General features: G+C 70.1%; 16 protein-coding genes. 4 read left to right on the forward strand and 12 right to left on the reverse strand.

All coding sequences use genetic code 11. From position 1 onward, the window contains the following. Nucleotides 1-170: 170 nt before the first annotated feature. From O7615_RS06390 to O7615_RS06430, 9 genes are all read right to left on the reverse strand, one after another. A complete protein-coding gene (locus tag O7615_RS06390) occupies nt 171-530 on the reverse strand; it encodes a hypothetical protein (RefSeq protein ID WP_278176383.1) in 360 nt (119 codons plus the stop codon). A gap of 521 nt (nt 531-1,051) precedes the next feature. Further along, entirely contained in the window at nt 1,052-1,696 is a 645-nt protein-coding gene (locus tag O7615_RS06395) for a hypothetical protein (RefSeq protein ID WP_278181995.1), read from the reverse strand. Nucleotides 1,697-1,906: 210 nt separating this feature from the next. Then, on the reverse strand, nt 1,907-2,305 hold the full coding sequence (locus O7615_RS06400) for a hypothetical protein (RefSeq protein ID WP_278176384.1): 399 nt from the start codon (nt 2,303-2,305) through the stop codon (nt 1,907-1,909). After that, on the reverse strand, nt 2,302-2,967 hold the full coding sequence (locus tag O7615_RS06405) for a hypothetical protein (protein WP_278176386.1): 666 nt from the start codon (nt 2,965-2,967) through the stop codon (nt 2,302-2,304). The genes O7615_RS06400 and O7615_RS06405 overlap by 4 nt, the downstream gene beginning before the upstream one ends. After that, nucleotides 2,967-3,386 carry a hypothetical protein gene (locus O7615_RS06410; protein ID WP_278176388.1) on the reverse strand — a complete coding sequence of 140 codons (420 nt, stop codon included), beginning with the start codon at nt 3,384-3,386 and terminating at the stop codon, nt 2,967-2,969. Before O7615_RS06410 ends, O7615_RS06405 begins: the two co-directional genes overlap by 1 nt. Before the next feature lie 25 nt (nt 3,387-3,411). Continuing rightward, nucleotides 3,412-3,744 (reverse strand): hypothetical protein, encoded by a 333-nt coding sequence (locus O7615_RS06415; protein WP_278176389.1) that lies wholly within the window; start codon nt 3,742-3,744, stop codon nt 3,412-3,414. Beyond that, nucleotides 3,741-4,205 (reverse strand): hypothetical protein, encoded by a 465-nt coding sequence (locus O7615_RS06420; protein WP_278176390.1) that lies wholly within the window; start codon nt 4,203-4,205, stop codon nt 3,741-3,743. The genes O7615_RS06415 and O7615_RS06420 overlap by 4 nt, the downstream gene beginning before the upstream one ends. Nucleotides 4,206-4,297: 92 nt before the next feature. Next, nucleotides 4,298-4,918 (reverse strand): hypothetical protein, encoded by a 621-nt coding sequence (locus tag O7615_RS06425; protein ID WP_278176391.1) that lies wholly within the window; start codon nt 4,916-4,918, stop codon nt 4,298-4,300. Between the two features lies 1 nt (nt 4,919). Next, the gene (locus O7615_RS06430; protein ID WP_278176392.1) at nt 4,920-5,906 is read right to left on the reverse strand and encodes a DUF932 domain-containing protein; all 987 of its coding nucleotides are present in this window, start codon (nt 5,904-5,906) and stop codon (nt 4,920-4,922) included. Nucleotides 5,907-6,103: 197 nt separating this feature from the next. Between O7615_RS06430 and O7615_RS06435 the strand changes: the two genes are divergently transcribed. From O7615_RS06435 to O7615_RS06450, 4 genes are all read left to right on the forward strand, one after another. Continuing rightward, nucleotides 6,104-7,261, forward strand: a complete 1,158-nt coding sequence (locus O7615_RS06435; protein ID WP_278176393.1) for a tyrosine-type recombinase/integrase — start codon at nt 6,104-6,106, stop codon at nt 7,259-7,261. Then, complete coding sequence (locus O7615_RS06440) at nt 7,245-7,583, forward strand: helix-turn-helix transcriptional regulator (protein WP_278176394.1); 339 nt, start codon at nt 7,245-7,247, stop codon at nt 7,581-7,583. Before O7615_RS06435 ends, O7615_RS06440 begins: the two co-directional genes overlap by 17 nt. 665 nt (nt 7,584-8,248) lie before the next feature. After that, nucleotides 8,249-9,940, forward strand: coding sequence for a hypothetical protein (locus tag O7615_RS06445; RefSeq protein ID WP_278176395.1), 1,692 nt, complete (start codon nt 8,249-8,251; stop codon nt 9,938-9,940). Between the two features lie 322 nt (nt 9,941-10,262). After that, nucleotides 10,263-11,165, forward strand: coding sequence for a GNAT family N-acetyltransferase (locus O7615_RS06450; RefSeq protein WP_278176397.1), 903 nt, complete (start codon nt 10,263-10,265; stop codon nt 11,163-11,165). A 335-nt stretch (nt 11,166-11,500) separates the two neighbouring features. Here O7615_RS06450 and O7615_RS06455 read toward each other — a convergent pair whose 3' ends face one another. The 3 genes from O7615_RS06455 to O7615_RS06465 form a co-directional block, all read right to left on the reverse strand. After that, nucleotides 11,501-12,058, reverse strand: a complete 558-nt coding sequence (locus O7615_RS06455; protein WP_278176399.1) for a hypothetical protein — start codon at nt 12,056-12,058, stop codon at nt 11,501-11,503. Then, nucleotides 12,055-12,519, reverse strand: a complete 465-nt coding sequence (locus O7615_RS06460; RefSeq protein WP_278176401.1) for a hypothetical protein — start codon at nt 12,517-12,519, stop codon at nt 12,055-12,057. Before O7615_RS06460 ends, O7615_RS06455 begins: the two co-directional genes overlap by 4 nt. A gap of 269 nt (nt 12,520-12,788) precedes the next feature. Continuing rightward, nucleotides 12,789-13,937, reverse strand: a complete 1,149-nt coding sequence (locus tag O7615_RS06465; protein ID WP_278176403.1) for a hypothetical protein — start codon at nt 13,935-13,937, stop codon at nt 12,789-12,791. Nucleotides 13,938-14,506 lie beyond the last annotated feature (569 nt).

A 14,506-nucleotide genomic window follows, 5' to 3' on the forward strand; every position in this document is an offset into this window, starting at 1 on the left:
GCACAGGGCACAGCACACCACCAAGTGCAGATCCACGACGGCGAGGGTGGGACAGGGGCCTACCGCAACCCCCATAGGTACAGATCGTTCGCTACAACGCTCGATGCCCGCACTGATCTGCCGCAGTCGCGAGATCCGGGCAAGCTCGCTGGAAACAGGGGTGCGCCCGGTCAGGTGCCGGGATCAGTGTCGGCCTGTCGCTCCTCGCCGGTGTCGAAGAACCTCGTCAGGTAGGCCGGCGGCCCCAGAGCGCTGGCCCGAACCAGAGAGAAGACCTCCGCCCCATGCCCGGGCTCACTAAACAGCCGGTATGCCTGGGCAAGTCCCACAAATTCCATGTCGGACTGCTCGGCCGCATACCCGAGCGCCTCGTCCTCGGCCAGCGCGATCGCCTCGTCGAAAGCCTCGGCGCGCCACAGCGTCAGCCGTTCCTCGTACACCTGGCTCGCCGAGTCGCCACCCACCCGAAAGACGCAGCGAACGCAGAACCAACCGACCTCGGCCTGCGTCTCTTCGTTCGGTCTGGTCATCCATACATCGTCCCGCCTCGGCTCGCAGGCAGCGAACCCGTCTACCAGGGCCACACTCTTCCGCCGAACACTCGTAGCAGGAGGTGAGGTGGGCTGCCCGGTCGGTGGCACCCCGACGTAGTCATGATTGGGCGGCCTGCCGTATCGCCCAGGCTGAGGCCGGCCACGTGCCGGCGCTCGTCGAGGTCGTGTCCGTCATCAACGCCACGCGGAGTGCGCCAAGTCAGCGCCTTGCCCTGCATCCGCTTCTGCCGCGAGGTGTTCGTCTACATTGGGTGACTGTTCCTTAAGGTCCGCAGCCTGCCCAAGAGCGATCTACAGCTGAGCCTCAACCCGGTGCAGGCCCCCGCCCCCGCCGCCGCTCTGCTTCGCGCCGCCGCCACCGCCGACCGAGACCTCACCCGCTACCTGATTGAGGTTCCGGCACCTCGCGCTGCTGCCGGCGACGAAGACTGAACAGCTCTCGTAGGACGGGTGCCGCCGGGGCCGGACTGACCTGGCTCGGCGGCACCTGTCGGTACTCAGACGGTTGGCCCGGAGGAGCTACCGTCCGCCGCGCAGGCGGCGGCAAGCAGTCGTTGCGCGGTGCGTTGCGTGATGCCGAGCTGTTCGGCGAGTACGATGCCGAGGCCGCGTCGGTTGCGCCCGGTGCGGTCGGCCTCGGTTAGGAGTGCGATGGCGGCGGGTAGCCGAGGGTCGTCGGCGTAGGGGTGTGGTTTGCGGGCACCGGTGGTGCCGGGGGTGCGGCCGGTGGACTGTCGTCCGGTGCGGGCGTCGGCTACGGCCCACACGGTGCGCCGGTACCACAGGCGGCGGATTCGCCCGTCCGGCAGATGCTCAATGCGGTCGGGGCGGTTGAGCAGGGTGTCGGGCAGGTTGCGGTACGAGCTGTAGCCGAGAACCCTCGCCGCCGCGCCTGAGCCGACGAGGTCTTCGGGGTCGCCGCGGCGGTCGACCTTGGTCAGCGCGGCGCGTTTCGCGGCCTGGTGCGCGGTGTGGAATGCCTCGATGTCGTCGAGCCAGAACCACTCGCGGCGGTCGTGCTGGAAGCCTTCCGGGAAGCCGAACCGAGCGCGGTGGCGGTGCCAGTGGTTGACCGTGGTGTAGGCCGCACCGGTGAACGCGGCGACTTCGGTTCGGTTTAGGGCGATCCGTCCGCCGATCATGCGTCGTCCCACGCCCTCGTCCTTCCTCCGGTGGTGGCTCGGTGGCGGTGCCGTGCCGTCGAGGCGGATACGGCTCGCCGTAGTATCGGCGGCACGCCCCGGCTTGGGTAGAAGCGGCGTTGTGTCCGCAGGCGGCCCGGAGTGGGCGAGGTGGCCGGTCGGGATTTGCGCGCACCCTCGGGTGTGCCCGCCGGCCACCGACCCACCTCGTTACTCCCGTGGGCGCAGTATCTTCCACGCCACCTGCGCCATGTGGTCGATGCGCAGTGCGGCCAGTTTCGCGCGGGTGGCGGGTTTGAGTGCGTCGTACACGGTCAGGATCGCGGCGGCGGTGGTCGCGTCCACCAGCACCCCGTCGATCTTGCGGCACGCGCCGCCCTTCGCCTCCCGCAGCAACTCGATCACCCGTGGGTCACCCGCTGTCGCATCGTCGGGAAGGGCGTCGATGTCGGCCAGTCCTTCGCAATCGGGGCAGGTCACGAGGTGCGGGTCCTGGGTGACGCGGCTCAAGGGCACGCCGTCTGTGCCGCACACCGGCCCTATCCGGCGGCGGGCCTTCGCGTGAGTCAAGGCGGGCCAGCCGGGCCGCCCCGTGGTGTCGGTGGTCATGGTGCCTCCCCCGCCGGGTGGGTCCAGATGCCGAGCGGGTGACCGGGGGCGATGCGGCCTCGGCCGGGGGCCAGGGTGTCGAACACGTCAGAGTACCGCTCGTGGAGTTGGCCCCGGGTGCGCATCAGGTGTTTGCCTCGGGTGAGCTTCGCGGGCAGGGACTCGACCACCCGGCCGATCAGCCCGTACAGGTCCCGGGCTTCGATGAGGTCCGCGCAGCCCTGGCATGCCGACCAGCGTTCGCCCCACGCCTGGGTAAAGGCGTGCTCGGTGTCGGTGCGGCGTACCCGCGCCGCGTGGTGCCGCACCTGGTAGTCGCCTACGGCGACCACGCGGGCGGTGACTCGGCGGGCGTCGGTGACCTGGTTGGCGCATCGGTAGATCCAGGCGGCGTCGGGTGCGGTGCAGAAGTCGCATTCGATGATCGGGTCGGCAATCTCGGTGATGGGCACCGGCTCGGGCCGATGGTCGCTGCGCTGGCCGCGCTGCTCGGCCGCGTGCAGATACTCGACGACCATGCCGAGGTTGTTGAAGCGGAGGTTGAGCGCGCGACGGCAGCGGCGGCAGTAGAGCGACCCCGGGACCGGCGCCATGCTCACGTCGAGGGCTACCGCCTCGGGGCCAGGGCCGGATTCCTCGGGGTCCGGGGAGTGCGGTGGCATCACTGGTCGCCTCCATCCTGGTTGCGGGTGGGCTGCGGCCAGGCGGGGTTGGCCGGGTCGAGGGTCAGCCCGAGACGCAGGCTCGCGAGGTCGACCACCCGCCGCAGCAGGCTCGCCGTTCCGTTGCTGAGGTCGGCGTCGTAGTCGTGGGCGATGCGGCAGGCATCGCGCAACGCCACGCACGCGGTGGTGAACGCGGCCTCCAGGGCGGCCCGGTCGTCCGCCCGGGTGGCTCGCCTGACCTTCGCGGCCGGGTAGGTGCGCTCGACGCCGTTGGGAAAGCGGAGGGTGTAGCGGCGGGCGTAGGTGGTGTGCGGGGTGGAATAGCGGACGTCGGTGACGGCGCCGAGGCGGTACTCAGTGGCGTCGGACGGCTTGATCACCCGGGCGGTGTCGCCGTACTCCAGGGACCGGTACATCACAACTCCGTTCACGGGGTGAGGGCTAGCTGGTGGGGTGGTCGATCTCGCCGCCGCCGTTGACCTCGAAGGCGATGAGGCGGTCGCTGGTCTCGGTGGTGTCGGCGTGCAGGTAGAGGTCGGCGGTGCGGCGTTTCACGCCGATGGAGACGCCGTGCACGTCCAGCACCACGTAGCTGGTGCGGTCGGTGGGCTCGGCGGGGTAGACGCGCAGGTTGAGCCGGCCGATCACCTCGGCGCAGACGGGGTCGACCGAGTCGAGCTGGGCCAGCGCGTCCGCGAGCTGCGGGCCGCTGAGGGTGCGTTGCCTGTCGCCGAGGCCGTCGGTGTCTTGCGAGGGGTCGATCCAGGGCGTCATGCCGGCTTCCCCTCGTCGCTGGGCGGCTCGTCGGCCGGCGGGGTGGGTGGGAAGGCGGGGAGGATGCTGGCGAGGATGCTGCCGTTCGGGTGGTCGGTGAGGGCGGCGCAGGCGATGAGCGCGGCTCCAGCGGCGGCGGCTTGGGCCGGGGTGTAGCGCACGCGTACGGTGCGGGTGCCGTCGAGGGTGGTGGCGCGGACCTCGACGCGGGCCTGTTGCCAGGTGGCGACGGGCAGCCGCTCGTCCGGCACGGCGTGGACGGTGCCGCGTAGTGCCTCGCGCAGCGCGGCGCGCAGCTGCTCGCGTCGGTAGGCGGCGGTGCCCTCCCACCGCGATGCCGCTTTCCGGTGGGCGGCGCGGTCGTCGCCGGTGGCGACGGCCGCGCGGGCGTGGAAGCGTTCGGCGTTGCCGATGGCGTGGGCGAACTCGGCGGCGAGGTCGAACAGTTGGTCAGGATGCATGCGGATGCTCCATGGACGAGTCGAATGGGTGTCGCCGGTGGTGCCGCGCGGCCCCGGGGTCGGACCGGGCCGCGCGGCATCCGTCGCGGCGGTCAGGGATGGGTGGCCGGTGGTCCGGCGGCACCGTTCGGGGTGGCCGGTTGGCCGGTGAATCCGGGCGTGACGAACGGCGGGGCGGCCTTCACGTGAGGCAGACCGGGGTCGAGTTTCTGGCCGATCCGGTCGAGAGCGATGGCCCCGTGCGCGGTGAGGTGCGCGCCCACGGCGAGGGCCTGCGCCCCGGTGAGCAGCACGACGAGGCGACGGACCGCCGTGTCGTGCACGTGCAACTCGACATGGCCGTTCGTTAGCGGGCGGACCGGCAGGAACCGCTCTACCTGCCCCACCCTCGGCAGCACCGTTCGGATTGCCTCGACCAGCGCCGGCCACCGCTCGTTGACCAGGGCGTCCCACTGCGCGGCCCGAGCGGACAGGTGGGCGTGTTCGGCCTCGCTGGCCGAGTGCCCGGCCATCGCGCGGGCCACCTCGGCCGCCGCGAAGGTCGCGCACATCTCGTTGGCCAGCTCGATCACCACCTCGGCGGTGACCGCCGGTGCATGCAGCGGCGCCACGGTCGGCTCGGTGGGCTCGGTGGTGGTGTCGGCGGTCCCGGCGGCGGGGTGCGCGCCGGGGCCGGGCGGGTTGGTCCCGCGCCGGCCCCACTGCCGGCCCACCTCAGACCGCCAGCAACTCGAACGCGCGGGCCTTGACGTCCGCACCGGCACCGGTCAGCGCCCGCGTCGCCCGAGCAAGGCCGGTCTTCGCGGGGGCGAAGTGGTCCACGTACTCGGTGATGGCCTGGTATCCAGCCCACCGGGTGCCCTTGATCGCCTTCTGCGTGTCCGCGTCCCGGATCAAGTACCGCAGCGTGTTCGTACGCTGCTTCGCAAGGTTCTTCCCCACGTCGGAGGCGTCCTCGTCCAGGGGCCACACCTGCGCGACGATCTTCTCGAACTCACCCAGGGTCAACGACTCGTTGATCATCTTCTCGGCCTCGGTCTCGAAGTCGGCGAACGCGCGCCACATCAGGCCGAGAGCCTGCCGCGCCTCGGCGATCTTGGCGCCGACGTTCGAGGTGTGCCGGAACGTGTACGAGGCGCGCGAGCGCTGGTAGGCCAGGGCCTGCGTGTTCGCGCACACGATCCGGACCGGGGTGGCGTCCAGGCGCAGCGCGGCGGTGCCGTCGTGGGAGGTGGTGGCGGCGAGGTAGAGGTCCATGTCGTCCACCCCGGCGATCCGCATCGCCTGCGGCAGCTTCATGGTCACGAAGACGCTGCGACCCCTACGCATGGAGCCGGCGGTCTCGAAGTGCGCGCCAGACTGATCGACCAGGAGGTTGAGGGTTTCGGCGACCTGCTCGTTCTGCACCACCGAGTAGTCCTCGCCGACCACACCGAGGTACTCGACCTCACCGGTGACCGGGTTGGTGCGGACGGTCATGTACTTGTCGGGGCAGTCGACCTTCGTCACCCCACGCTCGGTGACCTCGATGCCCTGAAGGGCGATCTTGCGGACCTCCCAGCCGCCGAGCCACGCCTTGCTCATGACCTCCTGCGCGGTCATGCACGCCTCGGTGACGGTGCCGAGCTGATGCCAGGCCGACAACCGCGCGGAGGCGAACGCGGTCTCGCCGTTGGCGAACGTTTCCAGTTCGTGTGCCACGATCTCTCCTTTATTGCATTGGATGAATGATTCGAGGGGTTCGGTGTTCGTTGTCGTTGTTGGCAAAGGGATTCCGAGCGGGTGAGCTTTCGGGTTGGTGGTCAATGTTCTGGTGGCCGTGACCTGGGCGGGTGGACCTCGTTTGCATTGGATGAACGATGCGTTCGTCTGTCTTCCCTTCGTTCGGAGGTGCGGCGGTGCGTGCCAAGCGCCAGCCCGTGGTGGAGTCGCTGCCTGGCGCAGCGTCGGCGGTGCTGGCCTCGGGCGTTCGGTTTTTGCAGCCGGAGGAGGCGGTGCTGGACGCGATGCTGGCGGGGTGGGCGGCGCAGCAGCGCTCACGCCTGTTGAGCGCGCACACGATCGAGCAGCGGACGCTGCAGGTACGCCGGTTCGTGGGATTCACGAACGACTACCCGTGGCAGTGGACGCCGGTCGATGTCGAGGAGTGGAGCTCGGACCTGGTTGGCCGTGGGTTGGCGCACTCGACGGTGCGGAGCTACCAGAACGCGGTCTCGATGTTCCTGGGGTATGTGACCGCGCAGTGTTACGGCTGGGACGAGGTGTGTCAGCGGCAGTTCGGTACGCACCCGGTGCAGGTCTTCCACGAGTGGAACACCGCCGTGCATCGCAGCGAGACCGAGGCGCGGCCGGGGAACCGGCCGTTGAGCCGGGACGAGCTGCAGGCGTTCTTCGACCACTGCGACGCCGAGGTGGAACGCACGGCGAAGTCGGGGCGTAAGGGCTGGCTGGCCGCGTACCGCGACGCCACTCTGTTCAAGGTGGTCTACGGGTGGGGCTTGCGCCGTCGCGAGGCGTCCAAGTTGGACACGGCGGACTGGTCAGCGAACGCGGCGGCGCCGGAGTTCGGTCGGCACGGGGCGTTGTCGGTGCGGTTCGGCAAGGCGATGCGGGGCAGCCCGCCGCGTCGGCGCACGGTGCTGACCACGATGGGCTGGGCGGCGGAGGCGGTCGGCGAGTGGATGGCTGACATTCGGCCGCTTTACCGCGTGGCGGGCACCGCGTTGTGGCCGACCGAGCGGGGCGGGCGGGTCTCGGTGGAGCACATCAACGCGCGGTTCGCCGCCTACCGTGACGCGCTGAACTTGGCTCCGATCCTCAGCCCGCACTGCCTGCGCCACTCGTATGTGACGCATCTGTTGGAGGACGGCTTTGACCACCTGTTCGTGCAGCAGCAGGCCGGTCATTCGTGGGGGTCGACCACGGCGATCTACACCAGCGTCGGCTCGGATTTCAAGAACACCGCGCTGCGCCGTGCGCTGGATCGGGCCTTCGAGCCAGGACCGGCCGGACGGGACGAGATGAAAGGGGGCGCGGCGGATGGCTCGTGTTCGTAAGTTGGGGTACCGGTGGAACCTGCGCACGCTGATGGCGACGCAGGGCATGTTCTCCACCACCGACCTGGCGCCGCTGCTGGCCGAGCGTGGGGTCGTGCTGTCCGCGGCGCAGGTGTATCGGCTGGTGGCGCAGACTCCGGAGCGGCTGAGCCTGCGCACTCTGGTCGCGTTGTGCGACATCCTCGACTGCACACCGGCCGACCTGATCGAACCGGTCGTCGAGGCGGCCAAGGCGCGGGCGACCGCGACCGGCGGCGGCGAGGTGCCGGCTACCGTGCGGGAGCGCCGCCCGCGGCGGGCGGAGATCCGCCGGGTCCAGTGAGCGGTGAGCCGTGCGCCTGGTGCGGGCGGAGGGTGCGGCTGCGCGGCGTCACCCCGCGAGGACGGATCTGTTCGAACTGTTGCGCCAAGCGGCGCAGCGGCGTATGTGAATGCTGCGGACAGGCGGGCCGTTTCGACGGCCGAGATCCGGACGGGCGGCGCTGGTGCCAGCGGTGTGCGCGGCGGAAGCAGGCGGCCACCACGGTGCAGCAGCACCTTGACAAGATCGTCGTCGCTGTCGTCGCAGTCGAGCCGCACCTGGACGCTGCGGCGATCGAACACGCCGTGACCATGGCGGCCGCAGCGCCACGTGCGCTGAGGCGGCTCGCCGAGCATCTGGCAGCGCATCCGGAGTCGCTGACCGACGGGCCGACCAGTCCCGTGCCGGTCCTGCACCGGCTGGCTGAACACTTGGCCGACGCCGGTGCTCAGCGGATCGGCCCTCGCCATCCCGCCTGCGTCTTGTGTGGGCAGTCACGTGCACCACATATGCGGGCGGGCGGCGGCTGGCTGTGCGGCAGCTGCCATGGCCGCCTCCTGCGACCGTGCAGCAGGTGCGGTCAGCTTCGCCGGACCTACGCACGCGACGCGTCCGGCCACCTCTGCCAGAACTGCGTCAATCGGCGGCGACAGCGCGACCGGGACACCACCGTCACGGCAGCGATCGTGGCCACCATCCGTGTCACCCTCGCCCCAATGCTCTCCGACAAGGCGCTCACCGCGATTGTCCGGGACGCCGCGCCGCGCCCGCTGGACCGACGGCTGCTCGCCGCACACATCGAAGCGATCCCGGCCGAGCTGCGGCAGCCACCGCTGCCGCTAGCCAGGCTCATCCTCGCGCTCGCCGGCGTCGAGGTCGCCGGTCTACCCCGGCTGGTCTGCACGGGCTGCGGCACCCACGCCGGGCCGGACGGCCATGCCTCCACAACTGGTGTGCGTTGTGGACCATGCGCTCGCACCTGTCCCAGCTGCACACGACCCTACCGACGTGCCGGTGAGCGGATGTGCAGCCGATGCCGCCGCGACGTTCATCGTCGGCGTGGAGACTGCGCCGCCTGCCAGCGCACCGACCGCATCCTCGACGCCCGCGGTCGATGCCACCACTGCAGAGCCGACCGACGGTGCGCCGACTGCAACAATCCAGCCGCGCCGGTACGGCATGTCGACGGCCTCGGCGTCTGCGACCGGTGCGCGCTGCGCCGCACCCTCGACCCGCTCCTACCCGAACAGACCGCCGAACCACTACGACGGCTCCGCCAGGCGATCCTGGCTGCCGAACCGGTCGCCACCCGAGCCTGGCTCAACCGGCCCCGCACCACAGCGATCCTCGCCGACCTGCACCACGGCCGGCTCGAATGCAGCCATACCGCGCTGGATGCGCTACCCGCCGGCCAGGACCTGGAGCATTTGCGTGCCCTGCTGGTCGCGGCCGGGGCACTGCCCACCGACCCGCACCGGCTCCTCGACCGGCTCACCTCGGAACTGACCGACACCATCGGCGGCTGCGGCGAGCCCGACCGACGCGTTTTACATACCTGGATACGGTGGCGCCTGCTGGCCCGGCTCCGCCGCACCGTCGATACCGGCGCCGACCTGACCGCGCCGATCTACCACGCCCGCGCCACCGTCGGACAGGTCACCGACTTCGTCACCCACCTGCACCGCGCAGACCGCGCTCTGGCGACCTGCCAGCAAGCCGACCTGGACGAGTTCTTCGCCGCAACGCCGTCCACCAGCAGCCACATCCGCTCGTTTCTCACCTGGGCACAGCGCCGCCGGCATCTACCTGGCACGCTGCAGCTACCGCCCAGCCGGCGGGGAGCTCTGGCTGCCCCCGCCGATGCCGAGCAGCGGTGGAGCATCGCCAGACAGTTGGTGCACGACGGCAGCCTCGACATCGCTGACCGCGTCGTCGCCGCTCTCGTCGTCCTCTACGCCCAGCCGATCAGCCGGATCGTTATGCTCACCACCGCCGACATACACCCAGCCGAAGGCACGGTCACGGTCGCGTTCGGCGCGGACCGGCTCGAACTGCCCGAGCCGTTCGCCTCACTGATCACCAAGCTGCCACACCGTCGCCGCGTCGGGACCTGCGCGCACCTGCCCAACCAGTGGCTGTTCCCCAGCGCCCGCGCAGGCAAGCACGCCACCCCCAGAGCCATCTCGACCCGGCTACGACGCATCGGCATCGAAGTCCGCGCCATGCGACAAGCCGCACTGATCCAACTCGCAGCCGAGATCCCACCAGCAATGCTCGCCGGGATCCTCGGCATCCACCCCACCACAGCGGTCAAGTGGACCAGACTCGCCGGAGGTAACTGGACCGGCTACGCCGCTACCCGAGCGTCCGGCAGATGACGGGAGCCGGTCTCCAAGTTGCCTGGCAAACCGTCGACCTCTTGCGACGGATGAAGAGCACGGCGATGGGGTGGTCGGATGCCCCAGAGGGAAGCCCGACCGGATCTGTCGACCACCGTTGGCCCGCACGATTGGATACGCTCAGCCGCCTTCGACAATCGCCGTTGTGATCGATTCGATCATGCTGCTAGCCTTCGCTGGCGCCCTCGATTGCATAAAGGAGGTGGGAACCGTGGCCACGATGACAGTCACGTGCTCCCACCCGACTGCGAGGGCGTCGAGGATCTGAACGGGAGCACATCGCTACCCGGAAGGAACTCACATGACCGACCTGGTCATACGTCCCCTCGCCGCCGGCGAGGAAGATCTCTTCGAATCCCTGCCCGATCCCGGGCTCGTCGGGTTCGCCGCGTTCGGCGACACCTACACCGACATGGCCGCAGCCAGCCAGTACCGCCCGGAGTGGACCTGGGTTGCCCTGCGCGACAACGTCGTGGTGGCCCGTGCCGCCTGGTGGGCCGGCCCCAAAGATGACAAACCGCTGGCCCTGGACTGGTTCGACTTCACCGACCAAAACGCCGCAGTGCAGTTACTGCGCACGGCGCCGCTACACGCCGAGTACTCCCTGCTGCTGCCCACCGGCTGGCGCGAGGACCCCGCGGTCCGGCAACAGGCCCAGTCCCGCATCGACGCGGCCACGGCCGCCGGTCTGTCACCGCTGGTCGAGCGCTACCGGTACCGATGGACCCCGAACTGCGGAGTGCCCCAACGTCCGGGCCGCCTCGAATTTCGGCCCGAACCCGATGACGCAGCGATCTTCGACGTCTTCCGCCGGATCCACCAGGGCAGTCTCGACGCCCACGCACGCCGGACCATCACCAGCTCCGGGCTGGACGCGGCCGCCCAGGAAGCACTGAACTACCTACGCTGGAAGCCGAGCCCACGCGACTGGTGGCGTCTGGCCTACACCCCTGCAGGAGAACTGGTCGGCCTCAGCGTCCCCAGCCGCAACTACGGCGACCCGGTCATCGGCTACATCGCAGTCGTGCCCGAGCACCGCGGCCATGGATACGCCTACGACCTCCTCGTCGAAGCCACCCACATGCTCGCCAACGAAGGCGCAGACCGCATCGTGGCCGCCACCGACCAGACCAACCACCCGATGGCCGCCGCCTTCGCCAAAGCTGGCTACCCGATCGTCCAGGAACGCATCGACCTGATCTGACCAGGAAGAACAGGCCAGCCCACCACTGACCAATATGTGAGCGGTGTGGAGGGCAGGGCCAACTGGCCCTCCACACCCAACTCAATGTCAAGAAGCAAGCGCATCAAGGCGCAGCCCGTTCAAGCGAGACCTATTCCCGGGGTTCGAATATCCCGGTACTACCGGTTGTGGCACCCCTTCCAGGTTGTGTTTGGGCGGGCGACGCGGCCGGGGCTACGACCCCGGGCCGCGCCGTCACTAACAATGTTTCCTGCCTCTACCGGCGGATCAAGACGATCGGGTCGAGCCGATCGAGGTTTCTGCGGCGAATCTGACGCCCGCCGCCGGGGCGTGGCCTACCGGGTGTCGGCGGCCGGGTGGATGCGCCCGTCCGGGCCGTACACATAGGTGTGCACGGTTTTGAACGGGGCCGGTAGGTACACGGCGATCCCGTGTTCGGGGACGAACCGGGTCCGGTAGGCGCGGGTGACGCCCAACAGGTACCGGTCGGGTTTGTCGCCGTGCGACCCCGGTGGAATGATGCCTGCCCCGGGCCGGTCGGCGCGGGCGCGGCGGTGCCGACCAAGCGCGATGTGTGGGCACAGCGACAGGGCGGCGGTCATGCAGTCGGGGTGTCCCGGCGGGTCGGCGTAGCGCATCAGCTCAGCGGCCCGGGGTCCGCCGAGGAACGCCACCCAATACCCCATCGGGTCGCCGCACAGCGAGCACCGGCGTTCGACCGCGAGACGGGTTGAGACAGCGGTGTTGATCGTGGTGAAGTCCACATGCGCCCCGCCGCCGGTCGGGTTGGGGTGGATGTTGACCGGCGGGATGGGCAGGCCGCGCCGCGCGTCGTACGGTCGCGCGGCCAGCGACGCCGGGATGTCCGGTACGTCGGCGGGTGGTCGGGTCATGACGGGCCGTCCGCGTGGCCGGAGCGGGTGTCGGTGATGACGAGGCGCGGGTTGGCAATCCGCACGATGGGCGCTGCGTGTTCCCATTTCGACGCGCTCAGCGTGTACGCCTCGGCGGTGATTCCGGCGGCCTCCATCACGCAGATGTGGGCGCCGGCACTGCCGGGGTCGTCGAACACGGCCACCATGTCGCCTCCGGCGACCACGTACACCCGAGGTTCGTCGGCAGGTAGGGACAGTGGGACGCTACGGCGGTGTCCGGCCACCCACCGGCCAATCAACTCAGCCGGTTCACCCGTCACGGAGGCGGTGTCGTAGCCCTCGCCATCGAGCCACGCAAGGTGCTCGGCGACGGTCCAATCAGGATGGGCGAGCCACGATTGCCGTACGGCCTGCCACATGGTCAGGCGCGGCGCAACGCCGATCGGTTCGGCCGGTTGCGAGCCGTTGGGGCCGGGCACCGGGCATAGCGGGGTGCCGTCGTGGTGCGACGCGGCGGCCGGGCGTGGGGTGCATCCGTTGAGGGGCCAGTCACGCGGCGGCACCGGGTGGGCCGGTTCCCCGCATTCGGGGCACCGTAGCGACCCCGGCGGAAGCGTCGGGCCGTGGTCGCGGTTGTGGTGGGGGTGGTCGTGAGGGATCGTCACGGGTCTGTTCCTTCCGTGCGGTTGTGGGTGGGCGTGCCGGTGCCGGGGCCGGGCATGGTGCCCGGCCCCGGCAGGGGGGTGGGTCAGGCGGCGACCGGCGCGGCGGTGGCCTCGTCGCTGCCGGCCTCGTCACCGGCGGCGGTGTCGGTCTGCGGCGAGGTCATGAGCGCGCGCACGTCGGCGGTCGGGGCCGGCGGGTCGGCCGCGAGGGCGTAGATTTCCCGTGCCTCACCGGTCAGGACCAGCACCCCGAGCCCGGTCAGCTTGGACATGGCGTTGCGGACCGCCCCCGGGCTACGCCCGCCCAGCTCGCGGGCGACGGTGCCGGGGGTCAGCTGGTGGCCGGGGCCGAGGTCACGGACGAACGCCTCGACCCGGTTACGCAGCTCGTTCTTGCCCAACTTGGCCGACCCGTCGCTGTTGATCTCACCCGTGGCGCGGCCGGTCCCGGTGGCGCGGCGCGCGGAGGGGCGACGGATCTTGCGGGTGTGCCCGCACGTCGGGCACGTGGTGTGCGCCGGGGCGTTGGCCGGGTCCACCGTGGCGAGGTCACCATCGGCGATGACCCACAACTCAGTGCCGTCCTCGGTGACCGGCAGGCGACACGCGGCCCCGGCAACCTCCATCGCGGCGAGGATCGTGTCCCCCATGACCACCGACAGACCGCTCTCGCTGATCGCCGCGTCGGCCGTGATGCCGTCCGGGTGCCCACCCAGCACACCAGCCATGATCAACACTCGCAGGTCGGGCTGACGCGGCCCGACCGGTGCCCCCGACACCGGCACGCCGGACACGGGCACGCCGGACACCGGGGCCTCGGGCAGCGCCGCCTCGTCGGCGGTGGCCGGGGCATCGGAGGCGGGAGCCGACTCGTGGGCCGCGTCCGGCGTCGCGCCGCCGGTCACCGGGGTGTCGTCGTCGGCGGGCGTCGGATCGTCGGTGGTGGGGGTCGATTCGTCGGCCGCGTCCGGCGTCGCGCTGATGGCGCCGTTGGTCGTGGCGACGGGCTCCCAGGTGTCGGCGTTCTTGCGGTTGCCCTTGGCCGGATCAGGGACACGGGTGGCGGTCCCGGCGGCTTCCATGAATCGGAGCGCCTCGGTGACGACCGGCAGCGAAAGATTCTCCTGCCCGGCCAACTTGCGGGCGGTGACGCCGGGGTGCCGGCGCAGCGCGGCGGCGACGACGGACCGGGCCTCGTCGGTACCCGGGGTCAGCGTCATGTACGCGGTCATGGCAGTAACACCTCCACAAAAAGGGGTCGACAAATAGCGATTCCGCGCGCGTGGTGCGCTTCTGTTTGGCGGTTTCGCCCGGGGCGTTTTTGTTGCCCACGTCCATGGACGCTCGATGCCCGATGGTTGTCAACCCCGTTGCGCAAGACTCTTTACACGGGCCGCGCCGCACCCCTTTCCGTTCTCGATTCAGGGGGCTGCCACCGCCGCCCGGAACGCCATTTGAACGGTCTTATCCCGACGCTGTGACACGTTCGGCGCCCTCCCCTGGTTGCTGCCAGGGTTGCCGGTGCTGGGTCCGCTCGCACCGTTTGGCGGGGTCGCGGTTTCGGGCGGAAACGGCAACGGCGGGCGTCCGGCGGGCCGGACGGGCGGCGCTCACCGCGCCCGTAGGGTCCTTCTCGGATTGTGCCGAAAATCACTTTGTAGGTTCCCGTCAGAAATGTCGGAGCCGATGCTGTTGACCTGGCGTGAGTTCGGGCTCTCTCATCGATTTGTCGGCGGATTCTTCTCATCAATCTGTCGTTTTCTTGATGATCTCGTTGGTAGGCGAGTCCAGTGCCCGAGTT

Origin of the sequence: Micromonospora sp. WMMD1082 (assembly GCF_029626175.1) — a bacterium.
In the GTDB taxonomy this organism is placed as follows: Bacteria; Actinomycetota; Actinomycetes; order Mycobacteriales; family Micromonosporaceae; genus Micromonospora.

Coding starts and splice junctions, on each gene's coding strand:
- O7615_RS06390 (WP_278176383.1), bottom strand. CDS start 530: ATGACCAGACCGAACGAAGAGACGCAGGCCGAGGTCGGTTGGTTCTGC.
- O7615_RS06395 (WP_278181995.1), bottom strand. CDS start 1,696: ATGATCGGCGGACGGATCGCCCTAAACCGAACCGAAGTCGCCGCGTTC.
- O7615_RS06400 (WP_278176384.1), bottom strand. CDS start 2,305: ATGACCACCGACACCACGGGGCGGCCCGGCTGGCCCGCCTTGACTCAC.
- O7615_RS06405 (WP_278176386.1), bottom strand. CDS start 2,967: ATGCCACCGCACTCCCCGGACCCCGAGGAATCCGGCCCTGGCCCCGAG.
- O7615_RS06410 (WP_278176388.1), bottom strand. CDS start 3,386: ATGTACCGGTCCCTGGAGTACGGCGACACCGCCCGGGTGATCAAGCCG.
- O7615_RS06415 (WP_278176389.1), bottom strand. CDS start 3,744: ATGACGCCCTGGATCGACCCCTCGCAAGACACCGACGGCCTCGGCGAC.
- O7615_RS06420 (WP_278176390.1), bottom strand. CDS start 4,205: ATGCATCCTGACCAACTGTTCGACCTCGCCGCCGAGTTCGCCCACGCC.
- O7615_RS06440 (WP_278176394.1), top strand. CDS start 7,245: ATGGCTCGTGTTCGTAAGTTGGGGTACCGGTGGAACCTGCGCACGCTG.
- O7615_RS06450 (WP_278176397.1), top strand. CDS start 10,263: ATGACCGACCTGGTCATACGTCCCCTCGCCGCCGGCGAGGAAGATCTC.
- O7615_RS06455 (WP_278176399.1), bottom strand. CDS start 12,058: ATGACCCGACCACCCGCCGACGTACCGGACATCCCGGCGTCGCTGGCC.
- O7615_RS06465 (WP_278176403.1), bottom strand. CDS start 13,937: ATGACCGCGTACATGACGCTGACCCCGGGTACCGACGAGGCCCGGTCC.